Source organism: Paenibacillus sp. FSL R5-0749, assembly GCF_038595085.1.
Classification (GTDB): domain Bacteria; phylum Bacillota; class Bacilli; order Paenibacillales; family Paenibacillaceae; genus Paenibacillus.
This window is the reverse complement of record NZ_CP152005.1, coordinates 5,616,609-5,631,609: the sequence shown is the minus strand read 5'-3', so window position 1 is coordinate 5,631,609 and position 15,001 is coordinate 5,616,609. Positions and strand designations below refer to the sequence as shown.

The following is a 15,001-nucleotide window of genomic DNA, read 5'->3' as shown; positions in this document are numbered from 1 at the left end:
ACTTGTAATCGCCGTACAATAAATATACACTGGCAAGATTACACGGCATGAAAGATGGATTGTCGTTCTTCATGGCCGGGAATCAACTCTGTGCGAGGAGACAGTTAATCACTCTTCACCAGAGAATGAAAGGTAAGGCGGTGGGTTTTATGGCAACACGTGTCCAACATGCGTTGGAGCATCTGAAAACGACCGGTGTCCGTATTACACCCCAGCGTCATGCCATATTGAACTATCTGATGGAATCCATGGGGCATCCGACAGCCGATGAAATTTACCGAGCCCTTGAACCCCAATTTCCCAGTATGAGCGTGGCAACGGTATATAACAATTTGAAGATGTTTCTGGAAGCTGGCATGGTCCGGGAATTGACATACGGAGATAATTCAAGCCGCTTCGATGCCAATGTGACGGATCATTATCATGTTATCTGTGATCAATGCGGCAAGATTGAAGACTTTAGCTATCCTTCACTGAAAAGTGTAGAGCTTCAGGCGGAGTCTAGTACAGGATTTGAAGTACACGGCCACCGATTGGAAGTGTATGGCGTTTGCAAAAGTTGCAGGGATTAAGAGAGTTGAATTACAATATTAACGTGCAGAATTCAGTATGGATTCTTCACGTTTTTTTTTAGCATTTATGCAAAACATTCATTTTTAAAACAACTTATGCGCACATCCTTATGATTCAGCATAATTAACGGAGGTAGACGTTTGGGTAGAAAAAGCAGATATACACGTCAGAAGCGACGTTCATTTTGGCCCGGTTTTCTCGGGGCTTGTCTGATCGCTGGAGGGGCTTACTGGCTTATAACAAATGTATGGTTGAACCAGATCCATGAAGACCCCGATTGGGTAGGGAGAAGCCAGCCTATTTTTGTAGATGGGCAACTGATGGATGGAGACGCCTTGGGTACAGGAGATCAACTCAAGTTGCCTGTAAAGGTGCTGCAAGAAGCAGTTGATGCGGGCATACGTTACGAACCAGAGTCAGGCGATATCATTATTGCCTCCCCTCAGCGAGTTCTTCATATGAAAGAGGACAGCACACAAGCAGAACTTAATCACAAAGATTATCCTATGACGGTAAAACCTGAGGTGAAGGATGGAGAAGCATACATTCCGCTCAAACCATTGAAGGAAGTGTACGGCATCGCCATACAGGAAGATTCGGTAACAGGTGCTGTACTGCTGATGCGCGGAGGAGACACGATACAATATGCAGAGATTGATACGCTGTCATCCAAAGCAGATAAGACGGTGCCGTTATATAAACGTGGGGGAGAATCCTCACCAATCATTGCCGATATGGAAAAGGATGCACGGGTACGTGTATGGCAGACGGGTGATGAACAGAGTTTTGTCCAACTCGATAATGGATATGCCGGATATGTAGATAATGATCATATTGCACTCACGGAGAAAAAGAGGGTGGACACGCCCAAGTATACGCTGACTGCAGCAGAGAAGAAGTGGCAGAATAAACCGGTAAATCTGGTTTGGGAAGCCGTGTACAACCGTCAGCCTGATGTGGGCTCTATCGGTAAAATGCCTGGTGTGAATGTGGTCAGCCCCACATGGTTTCACATTACGGATGGACAGGGCACGGTGAAAAGCAAGGGAAACCAAGCTTATGTGAACTGGGCTCACCGTTCGGGTATGGAAGTATGGGGACTTATGGATAACAGCTTTGACCCGGACGTTACCAAAGAAGCTGTCGCTTCTTACGAGACACGTACTCATATTATTGAGCAGATGTTGGAGTATGCACAGACGTATCAATTGGATGGGATCAATATCGACTTTGAGAACGTGTATACCGATGACGGGCAGAATATTACGCAGTTTGTGCGCGAGATCAAGGCGATGGCACGCATACATGGATTGATGTTATCGATCGATGTAACACCAAAATCGAACAGTGAAATGTGGTCCGCCTTTCTGGATCGCCGTGCATTAGGTTCTTTTGCAGACTATGTCATTGTGATGGCTTATGATGAACATTGGGCGGCCAGTCCCAAGGCTGGGTCGGTAGCGTCTCTCCCATGGACTGAGGCTTCCATGAGACGCATACTTGAGGAGGATGAAGTACCTTCTAACAAATTGATCATGGCGGTTCCGCTCTATACAAGAATCTGGACGGAAGAGAAGAATGATCAAGGGGAGGTTAAAGTGTCTTCCAAAGCGGTAGGCATGAATACCATCGTGGAACTGATCCAAGAAAAGAAACTCAAACCCGAACTGGATCAGGCAAGTGGACAAAACTATGTGGAATATGAGGAAGAAGGAGCTACCAAGAAAATATGGATCGAAGATGCCGTGTCCCTTCAGGCGCGCGTGGATTTGATCGCTTCCTTGAAGCTGGGCGGAGTAGCGGCATGGAATCGGAGTTTTGCTAACGCCTCTGCATGGGAGGTATTGAAGCAGGCCGGTTACCAGAAATAATAGGCTCATGCTCGGTGTTCGACGAATGGCTTCTCTGTTCTTCTCTGCCAAGCCAGAAGGCGCTCCCGCTCGATACCACCTTATATGTAATCTATCATTTTATTAGCTATAGGAATCATAACTTAATTTCATATCTCGACTATTAAACAGCAACAAGGACTTACTGATAAGCCAAGTCCAAAAAGGTCCGGTAGACATACCGGGCCTTTTTTGTTCTTCAATGAAATTAGGGCAAAGACATTTAGCGGTTGGAGATCATTTCGTGCTAACCATCAGTGGGGGGAACTGTTGTGGAAGGCGCTTTCAGTTGTTGACTGGTCATATTGGCCTTATTAGGATCCAGGGTGAGGATGGTATGACAGAACATACATCGATCCGTTTTGCCCAGCATTTTGGTTAACTTCCCGCATTCCGGACAGTCGACTTGTACTGCGCTGGTGGAGAGCATACCCGCCCAGAAATAAATGGCTAGACTGGCCATCATGGCGATTAATCCGATGACAAGTCCTACAGCTGCGAATACCTTGCCAGCATGTCCCCAGAAAACAATTCCTGCTGTTCCCAGTATCATTAGGCCCATCCCTAGCATGGTCAGTAGTAATCCCCAAGTGCGAAAAGCATTAATTTTTGCTGATTTAAAAATCATGAAAAATGCTCCTATCGTATGAGTAGTATCGGACCTGGAAAAGAAGGAAACTTTAGTCTGGATGTAGAATTACATTATAACTGACTTGGCGCTTATCTGCCATGAAATGTATGGAGGGAATCGTGGAATTAAAGAACCTTGCTTTTTTGTCCGAACAGTCGGAAGAGACAGGGGCAGTTGGGGCTATCGCTTATTCCCACCCGGGAGAGCGATTCCACGGCTCCCTAATTCAAGATTTCGAATTATTGGTACTTGTTGTTCATAATGATGATCAATTAAAATCGGCGGTGGGACATTACAGATATGGTGATCTTCGTTATCAAATGATCTATGCAAGCCGTCATGAATTAAAGAGTAGTATAGTTACCGGGAATCACAATAATCTCACCGAGTGTCTGATTGAAGGTGAGATTATATGGGAAGAGGACAGTGCCTTAAGCGATTTGCGACAAGAACTGTCTGCCTTTGGTACAGAATTACGTGAGCAGAAGCTCCTGCATGAATTCACCAGTTTCTTGAGGATGTATGTGGAGGCGAAACGTCATATCCAGGAAGGTCATGTTGTAGATGCCTACTACAATGTATTAGAAGCTCTGGGCAACTGGGCAAGAATTGTATTGATTGAACAGGGGATATACCCAGATCATGCCGTCTGGACACATGTGCAGAATCTGGATCGTGCTTTGTGGAAACTATACCAAGAGCTTACGGTAAGCTCGGAGACACTGGAGCAGAGAGTAGAGCTTGTACTGCTTGCCTGTGAGTTTTCGGTAATGTCCAAAATGAGTGAATGCTCAGAGCTGCTGCTACGTGTGTTAAGGAGTCGCAAGGAGCCTTGGAGCATCAATGAACTTGTTCATCATCCGCAGTTAAGATTCGTTCGAGAAGATCTACCTCTGGTTATACGCAAGTTGGTCTTTCGTTCTATAGTAAAAGAATCGCCAGGGTGGCCATCGATCGAAGGAGAGGGTCGGGAAATTCGGTATTGGATAGAAACATAATCTTCTTCAAAAGTCTGGCAATAATTGATCGCATAAGGGAGGGGAAACCTTCCTTTTTTGTTTGTTTAATAATTTATAAAAAAATGTTGACTCTGATTCACGATATATGATACATTATATTTCGTTCCTCAAACGAGATTATCGCCAACAAACGATAAATTCTTCAGAGGAAAAGTGAAGAACTAACGCATCAAAAAAAGAAATTAAAAAAAGTTCTTGACGAAAACAAACGAAATGTGATACATTATTTAAGTCGCCGCCGAAACTTGGTTGAGACGAAAAAGAAGTGAAACAAATCGTGTTTGATCTTTGAAAACTGAACAACGAGTGAGTAAATATTCTGCTTGCAGAGTGAACGCGAAAGTTGGAGACGAGCCTTGGCTTGGATCGACTGGAGCACAATTGAGATTTTAATCTCGTCAGATTCAAAATGAGCTTATCGCTCTTTTCAATACTTTATTGGAGAGTTTGATCCTGGCTCAGGACGAACGCTGGCGGCATGCCTAATACATGCAAGTCGAGCGGAGTTGATAAGAAGCTTGCTTCTTTGAGACTTAGCGGCGGACGGGTGAGTAACACGTAGGCAACCTGCCCTCAAGTTTGGGACAACTACCGGAAACGGTAGCTAATACCGAATAATTGTTTTCTTCGCCTGAAGGAAACTGGAAAGACGGAGCAATCTGTCACTTGGGGATGGGCCTGCGGCGCATTAGCTAGTTGGTGGGGTAACGGCTCACCAAGGCGACGATGCGTAGCCGACCTGAGAGGGTGATCGGCCACACTGGGACTGAGACACGGCCCAGACTCCTACGGGAGGCAGCAGTAGGGAATCTTCCGCAATGGGCGAAAGCCTGACGGAGCAATGCCGCGTGAGTGATGAAGGTTTTCGGATCGTAAAGCTCTGTTGCCAGGGAAGAACGCTTGGGAGAGTAACTGCTCTCAAGGTGACGGTACCTGAGAAGAAAGCCCCGGCTAACTACGTGCCAGCAGCCGCGGTAATACGTAGGGGGCAAGCGTTGTCCGGAATTATTGGGCGTAAAGCGCGCGCAGGCGGTCATTTAAGTCTGGTGTTTAATCCCGGGGCTCAACCCCGGATCGCACTGGAAACTGGGTGACTTGAGTGCAGAAGAGGAGAGTGGAATTCCACGTGTAGCGGTGAAATGCGTAGATATGTGGAGGAACACCAGTGGCGAAGGCGACTCTCTGGGCTGTAACTGACGCTGAGGCGCGAAAGCGTGGGGAGCAAACAGGATTAGATACCCTGGTAGTCCACGCCGTAAACGATGAGTGCTAGGTGTTAGGGGTTTCGATACCCTTGGTGCCGAAGTTAACACATTAAGCACTCCGCCTGGGGAGTACGGTCGCAAGACTGAAACTCAAAGGAATTGACGGGGACCCGCACAAGCAGTGGAGTATGTGGTTTAATTCGAAGCAACGCGAAGAACCTTACCAGGTCTTGACATCCCTCTGATCGATGCAGAGATGTATCTTTCCTTCGGGACAGAGGAGACAGGTGGTGCATGGTTGTCGTCAGCTCGTGTCGTGAGATGTTGGGTTAAGTCCCGCAACGAGCGCAACCCTTGATCTTAGTTGCCAGCACTTCGGGTGGGCACTCTAAGGTGACTGCCGGTGACAAACCGGAGGAAGGTGGGGATGACGTCAAATCATCATGCCCCTTATGACCTGGGCTACACACGTACTACAATGGCCGGTACAACGGGCTGTGAAGCCGCGAGGTGGAACGAATCCTAAAAAGCCGGTCTCAGTTCGGATTGCAGGCTGCAACTCGCCTGCATGAAGTCGGAATTGCTAGTAATCGCGGATCAGCATGCCGCGGTGAATACGTTCCCGGGTCTTGTACACACCGCCCGTCACACCACGAGAGTTTATAACACCCGAAGTCGGTGGGGTAACCGCAAGGAGCCAGCCGCCGAAGGTGGGATAGATGATTGGGGTGAAGTCGTAACAAGGTAGCCGTATCGGAAGGTGCGGCTGGATCACCTCCTTTCTATGGAGAATCGTTTCCTGTAACGGAAACATTCAAATAGCAGACTAGATCTGCACAAACTAGCCAGGTCGGCTAGTTACTCACTCGTTGCTCAGTTTTGAGAGCTCAAACTCTCAAACAGCTTGCTTTTGCATGGAGCTTGTTCTTTGAAAACTAGATATCGAAACGAAAGTAAATGCGAATTAGAACATTCCTTTTTAGCTGAACTTGTGTAAACAAGTTTCAATAAAAACGGTAGATTGCATGAGCGAGTGATCGAAATGGAACGACTTTTGGCTTTGGACGCAGTCCAAAACAAGCGGAGTGACAGCTCGAACACGAGCGATATGGTTAAGCTACTAAGAGCACACGGAGGATGCCTAGGCGCTAGGAGCCGATGAAGGACGTGGCGAACAACGAAACTGCCTCGGGGAGCTGTAAGCAAGCTTTGATCCGGGGGTGTCCGAATGGGGAAACCCAGCTGGGGTAATTTCCAGTTACTCACAACTGAATACATAGGTTGTGTAGAGGCATACCAGGGGAACTGAAACATCTAAGTACCCTGAGGAAGAGAAAACAATAGTGATTCCGTCAGTAGCGGCGAGCGAACGCGGAGAAGCCCAAACCAAAGAGCTTGCTCTTTGGGGTTGTGGGACGTCTCACATGGAGTTACAAAGGAACCGGTTAAGCGAAGAGGTCTGGAAAGGCCCGCCAAAGAAGGTAAAAGCCCTGTAGTTGAAAGTCTGTTCCCTCCGAGACGGATCCCGAGTAGTGCGGGGCACGTGAAACCCCGTATGAATCCGGCAGGACCATCTGCCAAGGCTAAATACTTCCTAGCGACCGATAGTGAAGCAGTACCGTGAGGGAAAGGTGAAAAGCACCCCGGAAGGGGAGTGAAATAGAACCTGAAACCGTGTGCTTACAAAAAGTCAGAGCCCGTTTTAGGGGTGATGGCGTGCCTTTTGTAGAATGAACCGGCGAGTTACGTTCCCGTGCAAGGTTAAGGTGAAGAGCCGGAGCCGCAGCGAAAGCGAGTCTGAATAGGGCGACATAGTACGTGGACGTAGACCCGAAACCGGGTGATCTACCCCTGTCCAGGGTGAAGGTGCGGTAACACGCACTGGAGGCCCGAACCCACGCACGTTGAAAAGTGCGGGGATGAGGTGGGGGTAGCGGAGAAATTCCAATCGAACTCGGAGATAGCTGGTTCTCCCCGAAATAGCTTTAGGGCTAGCCTCGGAAAACAGAGTCGTGGAGGTAGAGCACTGATTGGGTGCGGGGCCCGCAAGGGTTACCAAGCTCAGTCAAACTCCGAATGCCATAGACTTACTTCCGGGAGTCAGACAGTGAGTGCTAAGATCCATTGTCAAAAGGGAAACAGCCCAGACCATCAGCTAAGGTCCCCAAGTGTGTGTTAAGTGGGAAAGGATGTGGAGTTGCACAGACAACCAGGATGTTGGCTTAGAAGCAGCCACCATTGAAAGAGTGCGTAATAGCTCACTGGTCGAGTGACTCTGCGCCGAAAATGTAACGGGGCTAAACACACCACCGAAGCTATGGCTTGATGCTTGCATCAGGGGTAGGGGAGCGTTGTATAAGGGTTGAAGGTGTACCGTAAGGAGCGCTGGACATTATACAAGTGAGAATGCCGGTATGAGTAACGAAAAGATCAGTGAGAATCTGATCCGCCGAAAGCCTAAGGGTTCCTGAGGAAGGCTCGTCCGCTCAGGGTAAGTCGGGACCTAAGGCGAGGCCGAAAGGCGTAGTCGAAGGACAACAGGTCGAAATTCCTGTACCACCGTAAGCCGTTATGAGCAATGGGGGGACGCAGTAGGGTAGTGACGCGGACTGATGGATGTCCGTCTAAGCAGTGAGGCTGATGTGTAGGCAAATCCGCACATTGTAAGGCTGAGCTGTGATGGGGAGCGAAAATTGTAGTAGCGAAGGTCATGATCTCACACTGCCAAGAAAAGCCTCTAGCCAGGTGAAGGTGCCCGTACCGCAAACCGACACAGGTAGGCGAGAAGAGTATTCTAAGGCGCGCGGAAGAACTCTCGTTAAGGAACTCGGCAAAATGACCCCGTAACTTCGGGAGAAGGGGTGCCCCGGTAGTGTGAATAGCACGAGGGGGCCGCAGTGAAAAGGCCCAAGCGACTGTTTAGCAAAAACACAGGTCTGTGCGAAGCCGTAAGGCGAAGTATACGGGCTGACGCCTGCCCGGTGCTGGAAGGTTAAGGGGAGTGGTTAGGAGCAATCCGAAGCTGTGAACCGAAGCCCCAGTAAACGGCGGCCGTAACTATAACGGTCCTAAGGTAGCGAAATTCCTTGTCAGGTAAATTCTGACCCGCACGAATGGCGTAACGACTTGGGCGCTGTCTCAACGAGAGATCCGGTGAAATTTTAATACCTGTGAAGATGCAGGTTACCCGCGACAAGACGGAAAGACCCCATGGAGCTTTACTGCAGCTTGATATTGAATTTGGGTACGATCTGTACAGGATAGGTGGGAGCCTTTGAAGTGGGAGCGCAAGCTTCCATGGAGGCAACGTTGGGATACCACCCTGATCGTATCTAGGTTCTAACCTGGTACCGTAATCCGGTGCGGGGACAGTGTCAGGTGGGCAGTTTGACTGGGGCGGTCGCCTCCTAAAGAGTAACGGAGGCGCCCAAAGGTTCCCTCAGAATGGTTGGAAATCATTCGAAGAGTGCAAAGGCATAAGGGAGCTTGACTGCGAGACCTACAAGTCGAGCAGGGACGAAAGTCGGGCTTAGTGATCCGGTGGTACCGCATGGAAGGGCCATCGCTCAACGGATAAAAGCTACCCTGGGGATAACAGGCTTATCTCCCCCAAGAGTCCACATCGACGGGGAGGTTTGGCACCTCGATGTCGGCTCATCGCATCCTGGGGCTGAAGTAGGTCCCAAGGGTTGGGCTGTTCGCCCATTAAAGCGGTACGCGAGCTGGGTTCAGAACGTCGTGAGACAGTTCGGTCCCTATCTGTCGTGGGCGTAGGAAATTTGAGAGGAGCTGTCCTTAGTACGAGAGGACCGGGATGGACGTACCGCTGGTGTACCAGTTGTTCCGCCAGGAGCACCGCTGGGTAGCTATGTACGGACGGGATAAACGCTGAAAGCATCTAAGCGTGAAGCCCCCCTCAAGATGAGATTTCCCAGTATGTAAGACCCCTTGAAGACGACGAGGTAGATAGGCTGGGGGTGGAAGTGCAGCAATGCATGGAGCTGACCAGTACTAATCGGTCGAGGGCTTATCCAATAGCAAGTGATAGTTCGCATGTTTCGTTTCGAATCTAGTTTTCAGAGAACCAACTCTGAAGCATATTCCCTGATAGCTCAGTTGGTAGAGCACTCGACTGTTAATCGAGTTGTCACAGGTTCGAGCCCTGTTCGGGGAGCCATATGGAGAGGTGTCCGAGCTGGCCGAAGGAGCACGATTGGAAATCGTGTAGGCGTCACAAGCGTCTCGAGGGTTCGAATCCCTCTCTCTCCGCCATAATAACAAGGCCCGTTGGTCAAGGGGTTAAGACACCTCCCTTTCACGGAGGTAACAGGGGTTCGAATCCCCTACGGGTCATATTAACTTCAAAAAAAGAAGTTGATTTTTACAACAAGATTATGATATGATCATAAATGTGTTGTTCGGAGGCTTAGCTCAGCTGGGAGAGCATCTGCCTTACAAGCAGAGGGTCGGGGGTTCGATCCCCTCAGCCTCCACCATAATATTTTTTTTAACGACGCGGGGTGGAGCAGCCCGGTAGCTCGTCGGGCTCATAACCCGAAGGCCGCAGGTTCAAATCCTGCCCCCGCAATTAACTTTCCTTGTGAAAGTACTATGGAACCGTGGTGTAGTTGGCCTAACATGCCTGCCTGTCACGCAGGAGATCGCGGGTTCGAATCCCGTCGGTTCCGCCATTTAATCTTTACATGAGGCAAACTGTTCACTACATCTGCTGTATGGCACTGATGCCCTATATAAAGTGTAAGGAATTAAGATTAGACTTTATTATGGCTCGGTAGCTCAGTCGGTAGAGCAGAGGACTGAAAATCCTCGTGTCGGCGGTTCGATTCCGTCCCGAGCCACCATTTTTAAAACAATTTAATATGCCGGTGTAGCTCAACTGGTAGAGCAACTGACTTGTAATCAGTAGGTTGGGGGTTCAAGTCCTCTCGCCGGCACCATGTAATCCTGGAGGATTAGCGAAGTGGCCAAACGCATCAGACTGTAAATCTGCTCCCGTACGGGTTCGGTGGTTCGAATCCATCATCCTCCACCAGTTTTTAGGGGCATAGTTTAAAGGTAGAACAACGGTCTCCAAAACCGTTGGTGTGGGTTCAATTCCTGCTGCCCCTGCCAATTAACTTTTAAGAAATTTAACCTTTTGTGGCGATCGTGGCGAAGTGGTTAACGCACCGGTTTGTGGATCCGGCATTCGGGGGTTCAATTCCCCTCGATCGCCCCTTTGTTTTTTCATTTTTTATTGGGGATTAGCCAAGCGGTAAGGCAACGGACTTTGACTCCGTCATGCATAGGTTCAAATCCTATATCCCCAGCCATTATGCGGACGTGGCTCAGCGGTAGAGCATCGCCTTGCCAAGGCGAGGGTCGCGGGTTCGATTCCCGTCGTCCGCTCCAAAATATGGCGCCATAGCCAAGTGGTAAGGCACAGCTCTGCAAAAGCTTTATCCCCAGTTCGAATCTGGGTGGCGCCTCCAGTATGTGCCGGCGTGGCGGAATGGCAGACGCGCTCGACTCAAAATCGAGTGGGAAACCGTGGAGGTTCGAGTCCTCTCGCCGGTATATTGAATAGCCCTACATGTTGCTTATGCAATGTGTAGGGCTATTTTATTTTATACAGATTTTTGTACAGTAAAGAATATTGGACTTTAATAAACATTGACGTATGATTATATTCAGTATATTGTAGATAAGTAAAGTCTTTAATTTAGAGGGAGTGAAGCAAAGTGAATAATGAAAAAAATGTATCGGATACCGATCTGTTATTTAATCTTTCTGTATGGGAAGAGGCATGGAAAAATCGTCCGAGAAGTCCAAAATATAAAAAGAAAAGCGCCCCATTTAATACAGAAGAAGCATTTGAACGATGGGCTAGGGATTATCATGTACAGTCGTTCTCTGAAGAAGGGAAGCAACGTTCCGAGCGTATTATGAATTGGATTGAGAACCAAGGTGTGGAGTTCGAGGGATTATCCATTTTGGACATTGGAGCTGCTTCGGGCATATTCACCATTCCTTTTGCAGAGAAGGGAGCAATTGTGACTGCAGTTGAACCATCTGAGTTGCTTGTCTCCCTGATGAAAGAGACGATACCTACAGCTCTTGAATCTAATATCGAAATCGTTAAAGAACGGTATGAGGAAATCGCCATTGAAGATAAGGGCTGGGAGAAGAAATATGACTTTGCATTTGCATCCATGTGTCCGGCAATGTCAGATTGGGAAACGATCGAGCAGGCGATCAACTGTGCCCGGAAGTATGTGTATATAAGCACTATGGCTGGACAGAAGGAACACACATTAATGGATGAACTTAAGGATGTACTGGGGGTAACTTCTACATACAAGGCCGGTGATATGGGATATATTCAACAGTTACTGTATTTAAAGGGTTATTCATACACTATGATCATTACGAGAGAAGTTAACTCATTTGAAGTACCAGTGGAAGAGATTATCGACAAGCTGCCAGAATTGCTTAATACGTATGAGTTACCATCGGATGAAGATTCTCTTAGTCTGGCTGAGAAATACATCCAAGATACATACAAGGATCGTACGGTGACCTTCTCACGTGGAGCAAGGTTCGGGAAGATTCTGATCCAACTTGAACAGCCAAACATGAAAACAGTTCATATTAAGGATAAGCGATAAATCGTATAGGCTTGTTATGTGTTCAAGGAGAACCAGCAATCGGGAGAAACAACGTGGTCTAACGTCTGAGATGACGCTAGGAAGCCTCACGCTGGCACACAAGAAGATGTATATGTGAAACAGATGAAGTTTGAAGGTAAGTTATAAGTTATTACAAGAGAGAGCAGGATCGTTGCTCCCTCTTTTTTTTAATTAAAAATTAAAGTGCATTGATCCAAGTCCTCGATTCCTTGAGCCTATAAAGCTTAATCAATGAACTACATATGGGCTAAAGGAATACTTAAATCCAATATCGAGACCACGGTAAAAACTAAGCCTGAAACTCGACACGAGACACGAAACGAAACACGTAGTTTACTTCCTGCTGCATACTTCTGCATTCTGCTTACGCTCACGATACTGACCGGGGGTAATTCCTTCATATTTACGAAATGACCGAATGAAATTTTGCGGATTGTTGTACCTAAGTCGTGCTGCGATATCTTTAACGGTTAGATCACTTTCGTCCAGCCATTTTTTAGCGATGTTAAATCGGTACTTGGTTAAATATTCACTAAATGAACAGCCTGTCTCTTTACGAAAAACACTACTTAAGTAGTTGGCATTGTAGTGAAGCTTCAAGGCACACTGCTCAAGCGTCAGATCCTTATCATAATCTTGATGAATCATGGCAATCATTTTCTCTGATATATGCTGATATTGGGCAACCTGTCTCGCTTTAAAAATCTGAATGACGGGCAAGATGACTTGATGGTTAAACCATTCCTCAACTTCAGCAGCGTACTGCAAACGATGAAGTTCATGAAACATCGATCCACGGCCTTGTGAGATCTGCCCGAGACGTATGCCGGAATCCTGAGTCATCTGCAAAATATGTGTGAGCAGCCTCGTAAGAGCCACCTGATATTCTTCTGGGGAACACTCCATACCAAAGATCACTTCAAGAAGTTGTTGCAGAAGAGTAGGTGCCTGGACTTCATCCGCACTTTGAATAGCTTGGATCAACGAATATTCCAATGATTCTGGGTAGGTCATGGAGCAAGTGGGAGCATAATGATCAATGTTCTCATACTGAAAGATAATACCTGGGCCCAGCTTCATCCGATGCTTCAGTGCCTCCATTGCCTCTAAATAAGCCTGAGGAATGTGGTATAAGGAGTTATGCGGCTGGCTGAAGCCTATGCTAACTTGAAGAGCTAGAATTTTATTAATTTGTTGTTGTAACTGGTCTGTTAATACATATAGCTGCTGTGAAAAAACAAATTGATCCTCTTCAACAGTGCCAATCACCGTGACTACCGTTTGTTCCATAACAATGGGAAGCAATTGTTGGTCATGCACCACCGTTTCCTCTAATATATTTTGAATAGCGAATAACAGGAGGTCACGATCATTCGCACTATATTTTGTATGATTAACGAGATCGGCCTGTAGTGTGATAACAGCAATTTGTTGCCATTCCCGAAGCTGACGCGTGAAGCCATATTCATGCAGGGTGTCATGAAGAGTATGAACAGAGATTTTACCCTGGAACAGATTCATCATAAGATGAGTGCGAATCTGTAAAAGATGCTTATTGAGTGTGTTCTCCAGTTGGGAGCGAGATGCAGATAATTGTGACACACCTGCTCTAATCTGTTCGAACTCATCAGACAGCTCAGTTGGTTGCTGAGTGAAGGTGCCTCCGTCTTTGGACAGCCTGTTGTCACCAAGTTGGGTTAAGAGCTTCCGAATCGGTACAAGCATTCGTTTGGAACCGAGCCAGGCAAGCAATAATGAAAGTAAAAGCAGGAAGAGACTGATATACAAAGTGTGTAATCCAATATCGATATATTCTTGTGTCAGCACGTTCGTAGGTGAGATTAGGACATAAGTCCATCCTTTTAAGGTAGTAGGGCTATACGTCAGGGAATAAGGTGTACCCGCGATCTTAACTTCACGTTTTTCAAAGCCTGTTGAAAATGGAATGGGTGATAGTTTGGCTATGTTGGCTTCGGTATCTCGATCCTGTAATCCAATGGCAGACAACGGTTGTCCAATGTATACAGGATCGGGATGGACCAAGATACGTTGTTCCCGATTCAAAATGATCAGTCCTGAGGCAGTATTGCCTAAGGAGACTTCTCCAAATGTATTTTGCAAAGAGCATGCAGGAATTCCCGCTATGAGGGCAGCATCGGAAGACGTATTCAGATTCGGAATAGTTCTCGCAAGGGCAATATGATAAATACAGCCTGTACCGGGTGAACGCTCGTCATTACTGAACACCGATGACGGGGAGAGCTGCCACCCAGAGGTGAGCGTATCCGATATCAATTCCTTCATGGGAAGAGCGAGTGGAAAACCCGTATTACGATATAATCCGGCGTGATCAATAAGCCAATTCTGAGATTGGTTCACCAGGCTAATATCCAGCAGAGGTTCCCATGACCTCATATGTTGAAACTCGCTCTGCAGCTTGTCGGCAAGTAAAGGTCCTTTCCCTTGTAGTGAAGAAGAAGCAGACAGGGACCTGAGAGTTACTGGAGAGCGGACGGCCTGATCAAGCATATAACTGACTGTAGCGAGTTTGTGCTCTACGTTGGCTTGCATTTGTTCCAGCAACTGTCTGTTGGCCTGCGTACGATGCAGTTCAGATTGGTTCGATGAATAGATAAATGCAGCAATTCCCGTTAATAAAATGGGCAGGGTGCTTAACAGGATTCCGAAGATAATCATTTTGTGGAGATAGCTGATTGGTCGCACAGTTCCAGTTCCACTCCTGACATAAGTAATAGTAACACTTTCTATTTTAGTAAACGCTTACATATAGAACAATCTAAAATTTGTTTATTTGGATAAAAAAGTAATTTTTTAAAGGGGCATAGAAACAGAGTTAAGGGATTGCTGACGGATGATCTTGCAGAAAAGACTATAGTAACGGCTTGGTCCGACTCTTCTAAACGGAATCATAAGAAACGTAATAGCAGTGAGAACGTAAATAGAAACATGGACATCATTCTCTCTACAGGTTCAT

At 47.2% G+C, this 15,001-nt stretch carries 6 protein-coding genes, 15 tRNA genes and 2 rRNA genes; 21 read left to right on the top strand and 2 right to left on the bottom strand.

The annotated features are described in order from the left end of the window. The first annotated feature begins 149 nt into the window (after window positions 1-149). Window positions 150-572, top strand: a complete 423-nt coding sequence (gene perR, locus MKY85_RS25190) for a peroxide-responsive transcriptional repressor PerR (protein ID WP_026081471.1) — start codon at window positions 150-152, stop codon at window positions 570-572. Between the two features lie 141 nt (window positions 573-713). After that, entirely contained in the window at window positions 714-2,444 is a 1,731-nt protein-coding gene (locus MKY85_RS25185) for a glycosyl hydrolase family 18 protein (protein WP_342571051.1), read from the top strand. A gap of 265 nt (window positions 2,445-2,709) precedes the next feature. Here the strand turns inward: MKY85_RS25185 and MKY85_RS25180 are convergent, their stop codons facing one another. Further along, a complete protein-coding gene (locus tag MKY85_RS25180) occupies window positions 2,710-3,090 on the bottom strand; it encodes a DUF2614 family zinc ribbon-containing protein (protein WP_076319627.1) in 381 nt (126 codons plus the stop codon). Between the two features lie 122 nt (window positions 3,091-3,212). Here MKY85_RS25180 and MKY85_RS25175 point away from each other — a divergent pair, with 122 nt between their 5' ends. The 19 genes from MKY85_RS25175 (at window position 3,213) to MKY85_RS25085 (ending at window position 11,985) form a co-directional block, all read left to right on the top strand. Next, a complete protein-coding gene (locus MKY85_RS25175) occupies window positions 3,213-4,091 on the top strand; it encodes a nucleotidyltransferase-like protein (protein ID WP_339237663.1) in 879 nt (292 codons plus the stop codon). Window positions 4,092-4,547: 456 nt separating this feature from the next. Continuing rightward, window positions 4,548-6,099: ribosomal RNA gene (locus MKY85_RS25170) — 16S ribosomal RNA — on the top strand. A gap of 328 nt (window positions 6,100-6,427) precedes the next feature. Continuing rightward, window positions 6,428-9,352 (top strand): 23S ribosomal RNA (locus tag MKY85_RS25165). Together the 16S and 23S rRNA genes with 15 tRNA genes alongside form the textbook arrangement of a ribosomal RNA operon. Window positions 9,353-9,418: 66 nt before the next feature. Beyond that, a tRNA-Asn gene (locus MKY85_RS25160) sits at window positions 9,419-9,494 on the top strand. Between the two features lie 3 nt (window positions 9,495-9,497). Continuing rightward, window positions 9,498-9,589: transfer RNA gene (locus MKY85_RS25155), tRNA-Ser, on the top strand. Between the two features lie 9 nt (window positions 9,590-9,598). After that, a tRNA-Glu gene (locus tag MKY85_RS25150) sits at window positions 9,599-9,670 on the top strand. 67 nt (window positions 9,671-9,737) lie between these two features. Continuing rightward, window positions 9,738-9,813, top strand: a tRNA-Val gene (locus MKY85_RS25145). Between the two features lie 18 nt (window positions 9,814-9,831). Then, window positions 9,832-9,905: transfer RNA gene (locus tag MKY85_RS25140), tRNA-Met, on the top strand. Window positions 9,906-9,930: 25 nt separating this feature from the next. Continuing rightward, window positions 9,931-10,008, top strand: a tRNA-Asp gene (locus MKY85_RS25135). 95 nt (window positions 10,009-10,103) lie between these two features. Continuing rightward, a tRNA-Phe gene (locus MKY85_RS25130) sits at window positions 10,104-10,179 on the top strand. Window positions 10,180-10,199: 20 nt separating this feature from the next. After that, a tRNA-Thr gene (locus tag MKY85_RS25125) sits at window positions 10,200-10,275 on the top strand. Between the two features lie 9 nt (window positions 10,276-10,284). Continuing rightward, window positions 10,285-10,370 (top strand) — tRNA-Tyr (locus tag MKY85_RS25120). Between the two features lie 6 nt (window positions 10,371-10,376). Then, a tRNA-Trp gene (locus MKY85_RS25115) sits at window positions 10,377-10,450 on the top strand. Between the two features lie 30 nt (window positions 10,451-10,480). Then, window positions 10,481-10,553, top strand: a tRNA-His gene (locus tag MKY85_RS25110). 22 nt (window positions 10,554-10,575) lie between these two features. Continuing rightward, window positions 10,576-10,650: transfer RNA gene (locus tag MKY85_RS25105), tRNA-Gln, on the top strand. Window positions 10,651-10,654: 4 nt separating this feature from the next. After that, window positions 10,655-10,729: transfer RNA gene (locus MKY85_RS25100), tRNA-Gly, on the top strand. 6 nt (window positions 10,730-10,735) lie between these two features. After that, window positions 10,736-10,809: transfer RNA gene (locus tag MKY85_RS25095), tRNA-Cys, on the top strand. A gap of 6 nt (window positions 10,810-10,815) precedes the next feature. Further along, window positions 10,816-10,894, top strand: a tRNA-Leu gene (locus MKY85_RS25090). A gap of 164 nt (window positions 10,895-11,058) precedes the next feature. Continuing rightward, window positions 11,059-11,985 (top strand): methyltransferase domain-containing protein, encoded by a 927-nt coding sequence (locus MKY85_RS25085; RefSeq protein WP_339237661.1) that lies wholly within the window; start codon window positions 11,059-11,061, stop codon window positions 11,983-11,985. A gap of 354 nt (window positions 11,986-12,339) precedes the next feature. Here MKY85_RS25085 and MKY85_RS25080 read toward each other — a convergent pair whose 3' ends face one another. Next, window positions 12,340-14,730: a helix-turn-helix domain-containing protein gene (locus MKY85_RS25080; RefSeq protein ID WP_342571050.1), complete on the bottom strand. Its 2,391-nt coding sequence runs from the start codon at window positions 14,728-14,730 to the stop codon at window positions 12,340-12,342. Between the last annotated feature and the right edge of the window lie 271 nt (window positions 14,731-15,001).

What these genes read in the sequence shown, in the direction of transcription:
- MKY85_RS25180 (WP_076319627.1), bottom strand. Translation starts at nt 3,090, where the DNA reads ATGATTTTTAAATCAGCAAAAATTAATGCTTTTCGCACTTGGGGATTA.
- perR (WP_026081471.1), top strand. Translation starts at nt 150, where the DNA reads ATGGCAACACGTGTCCAACATGCGTTGGAGCATCTGAAAACGACCGGT.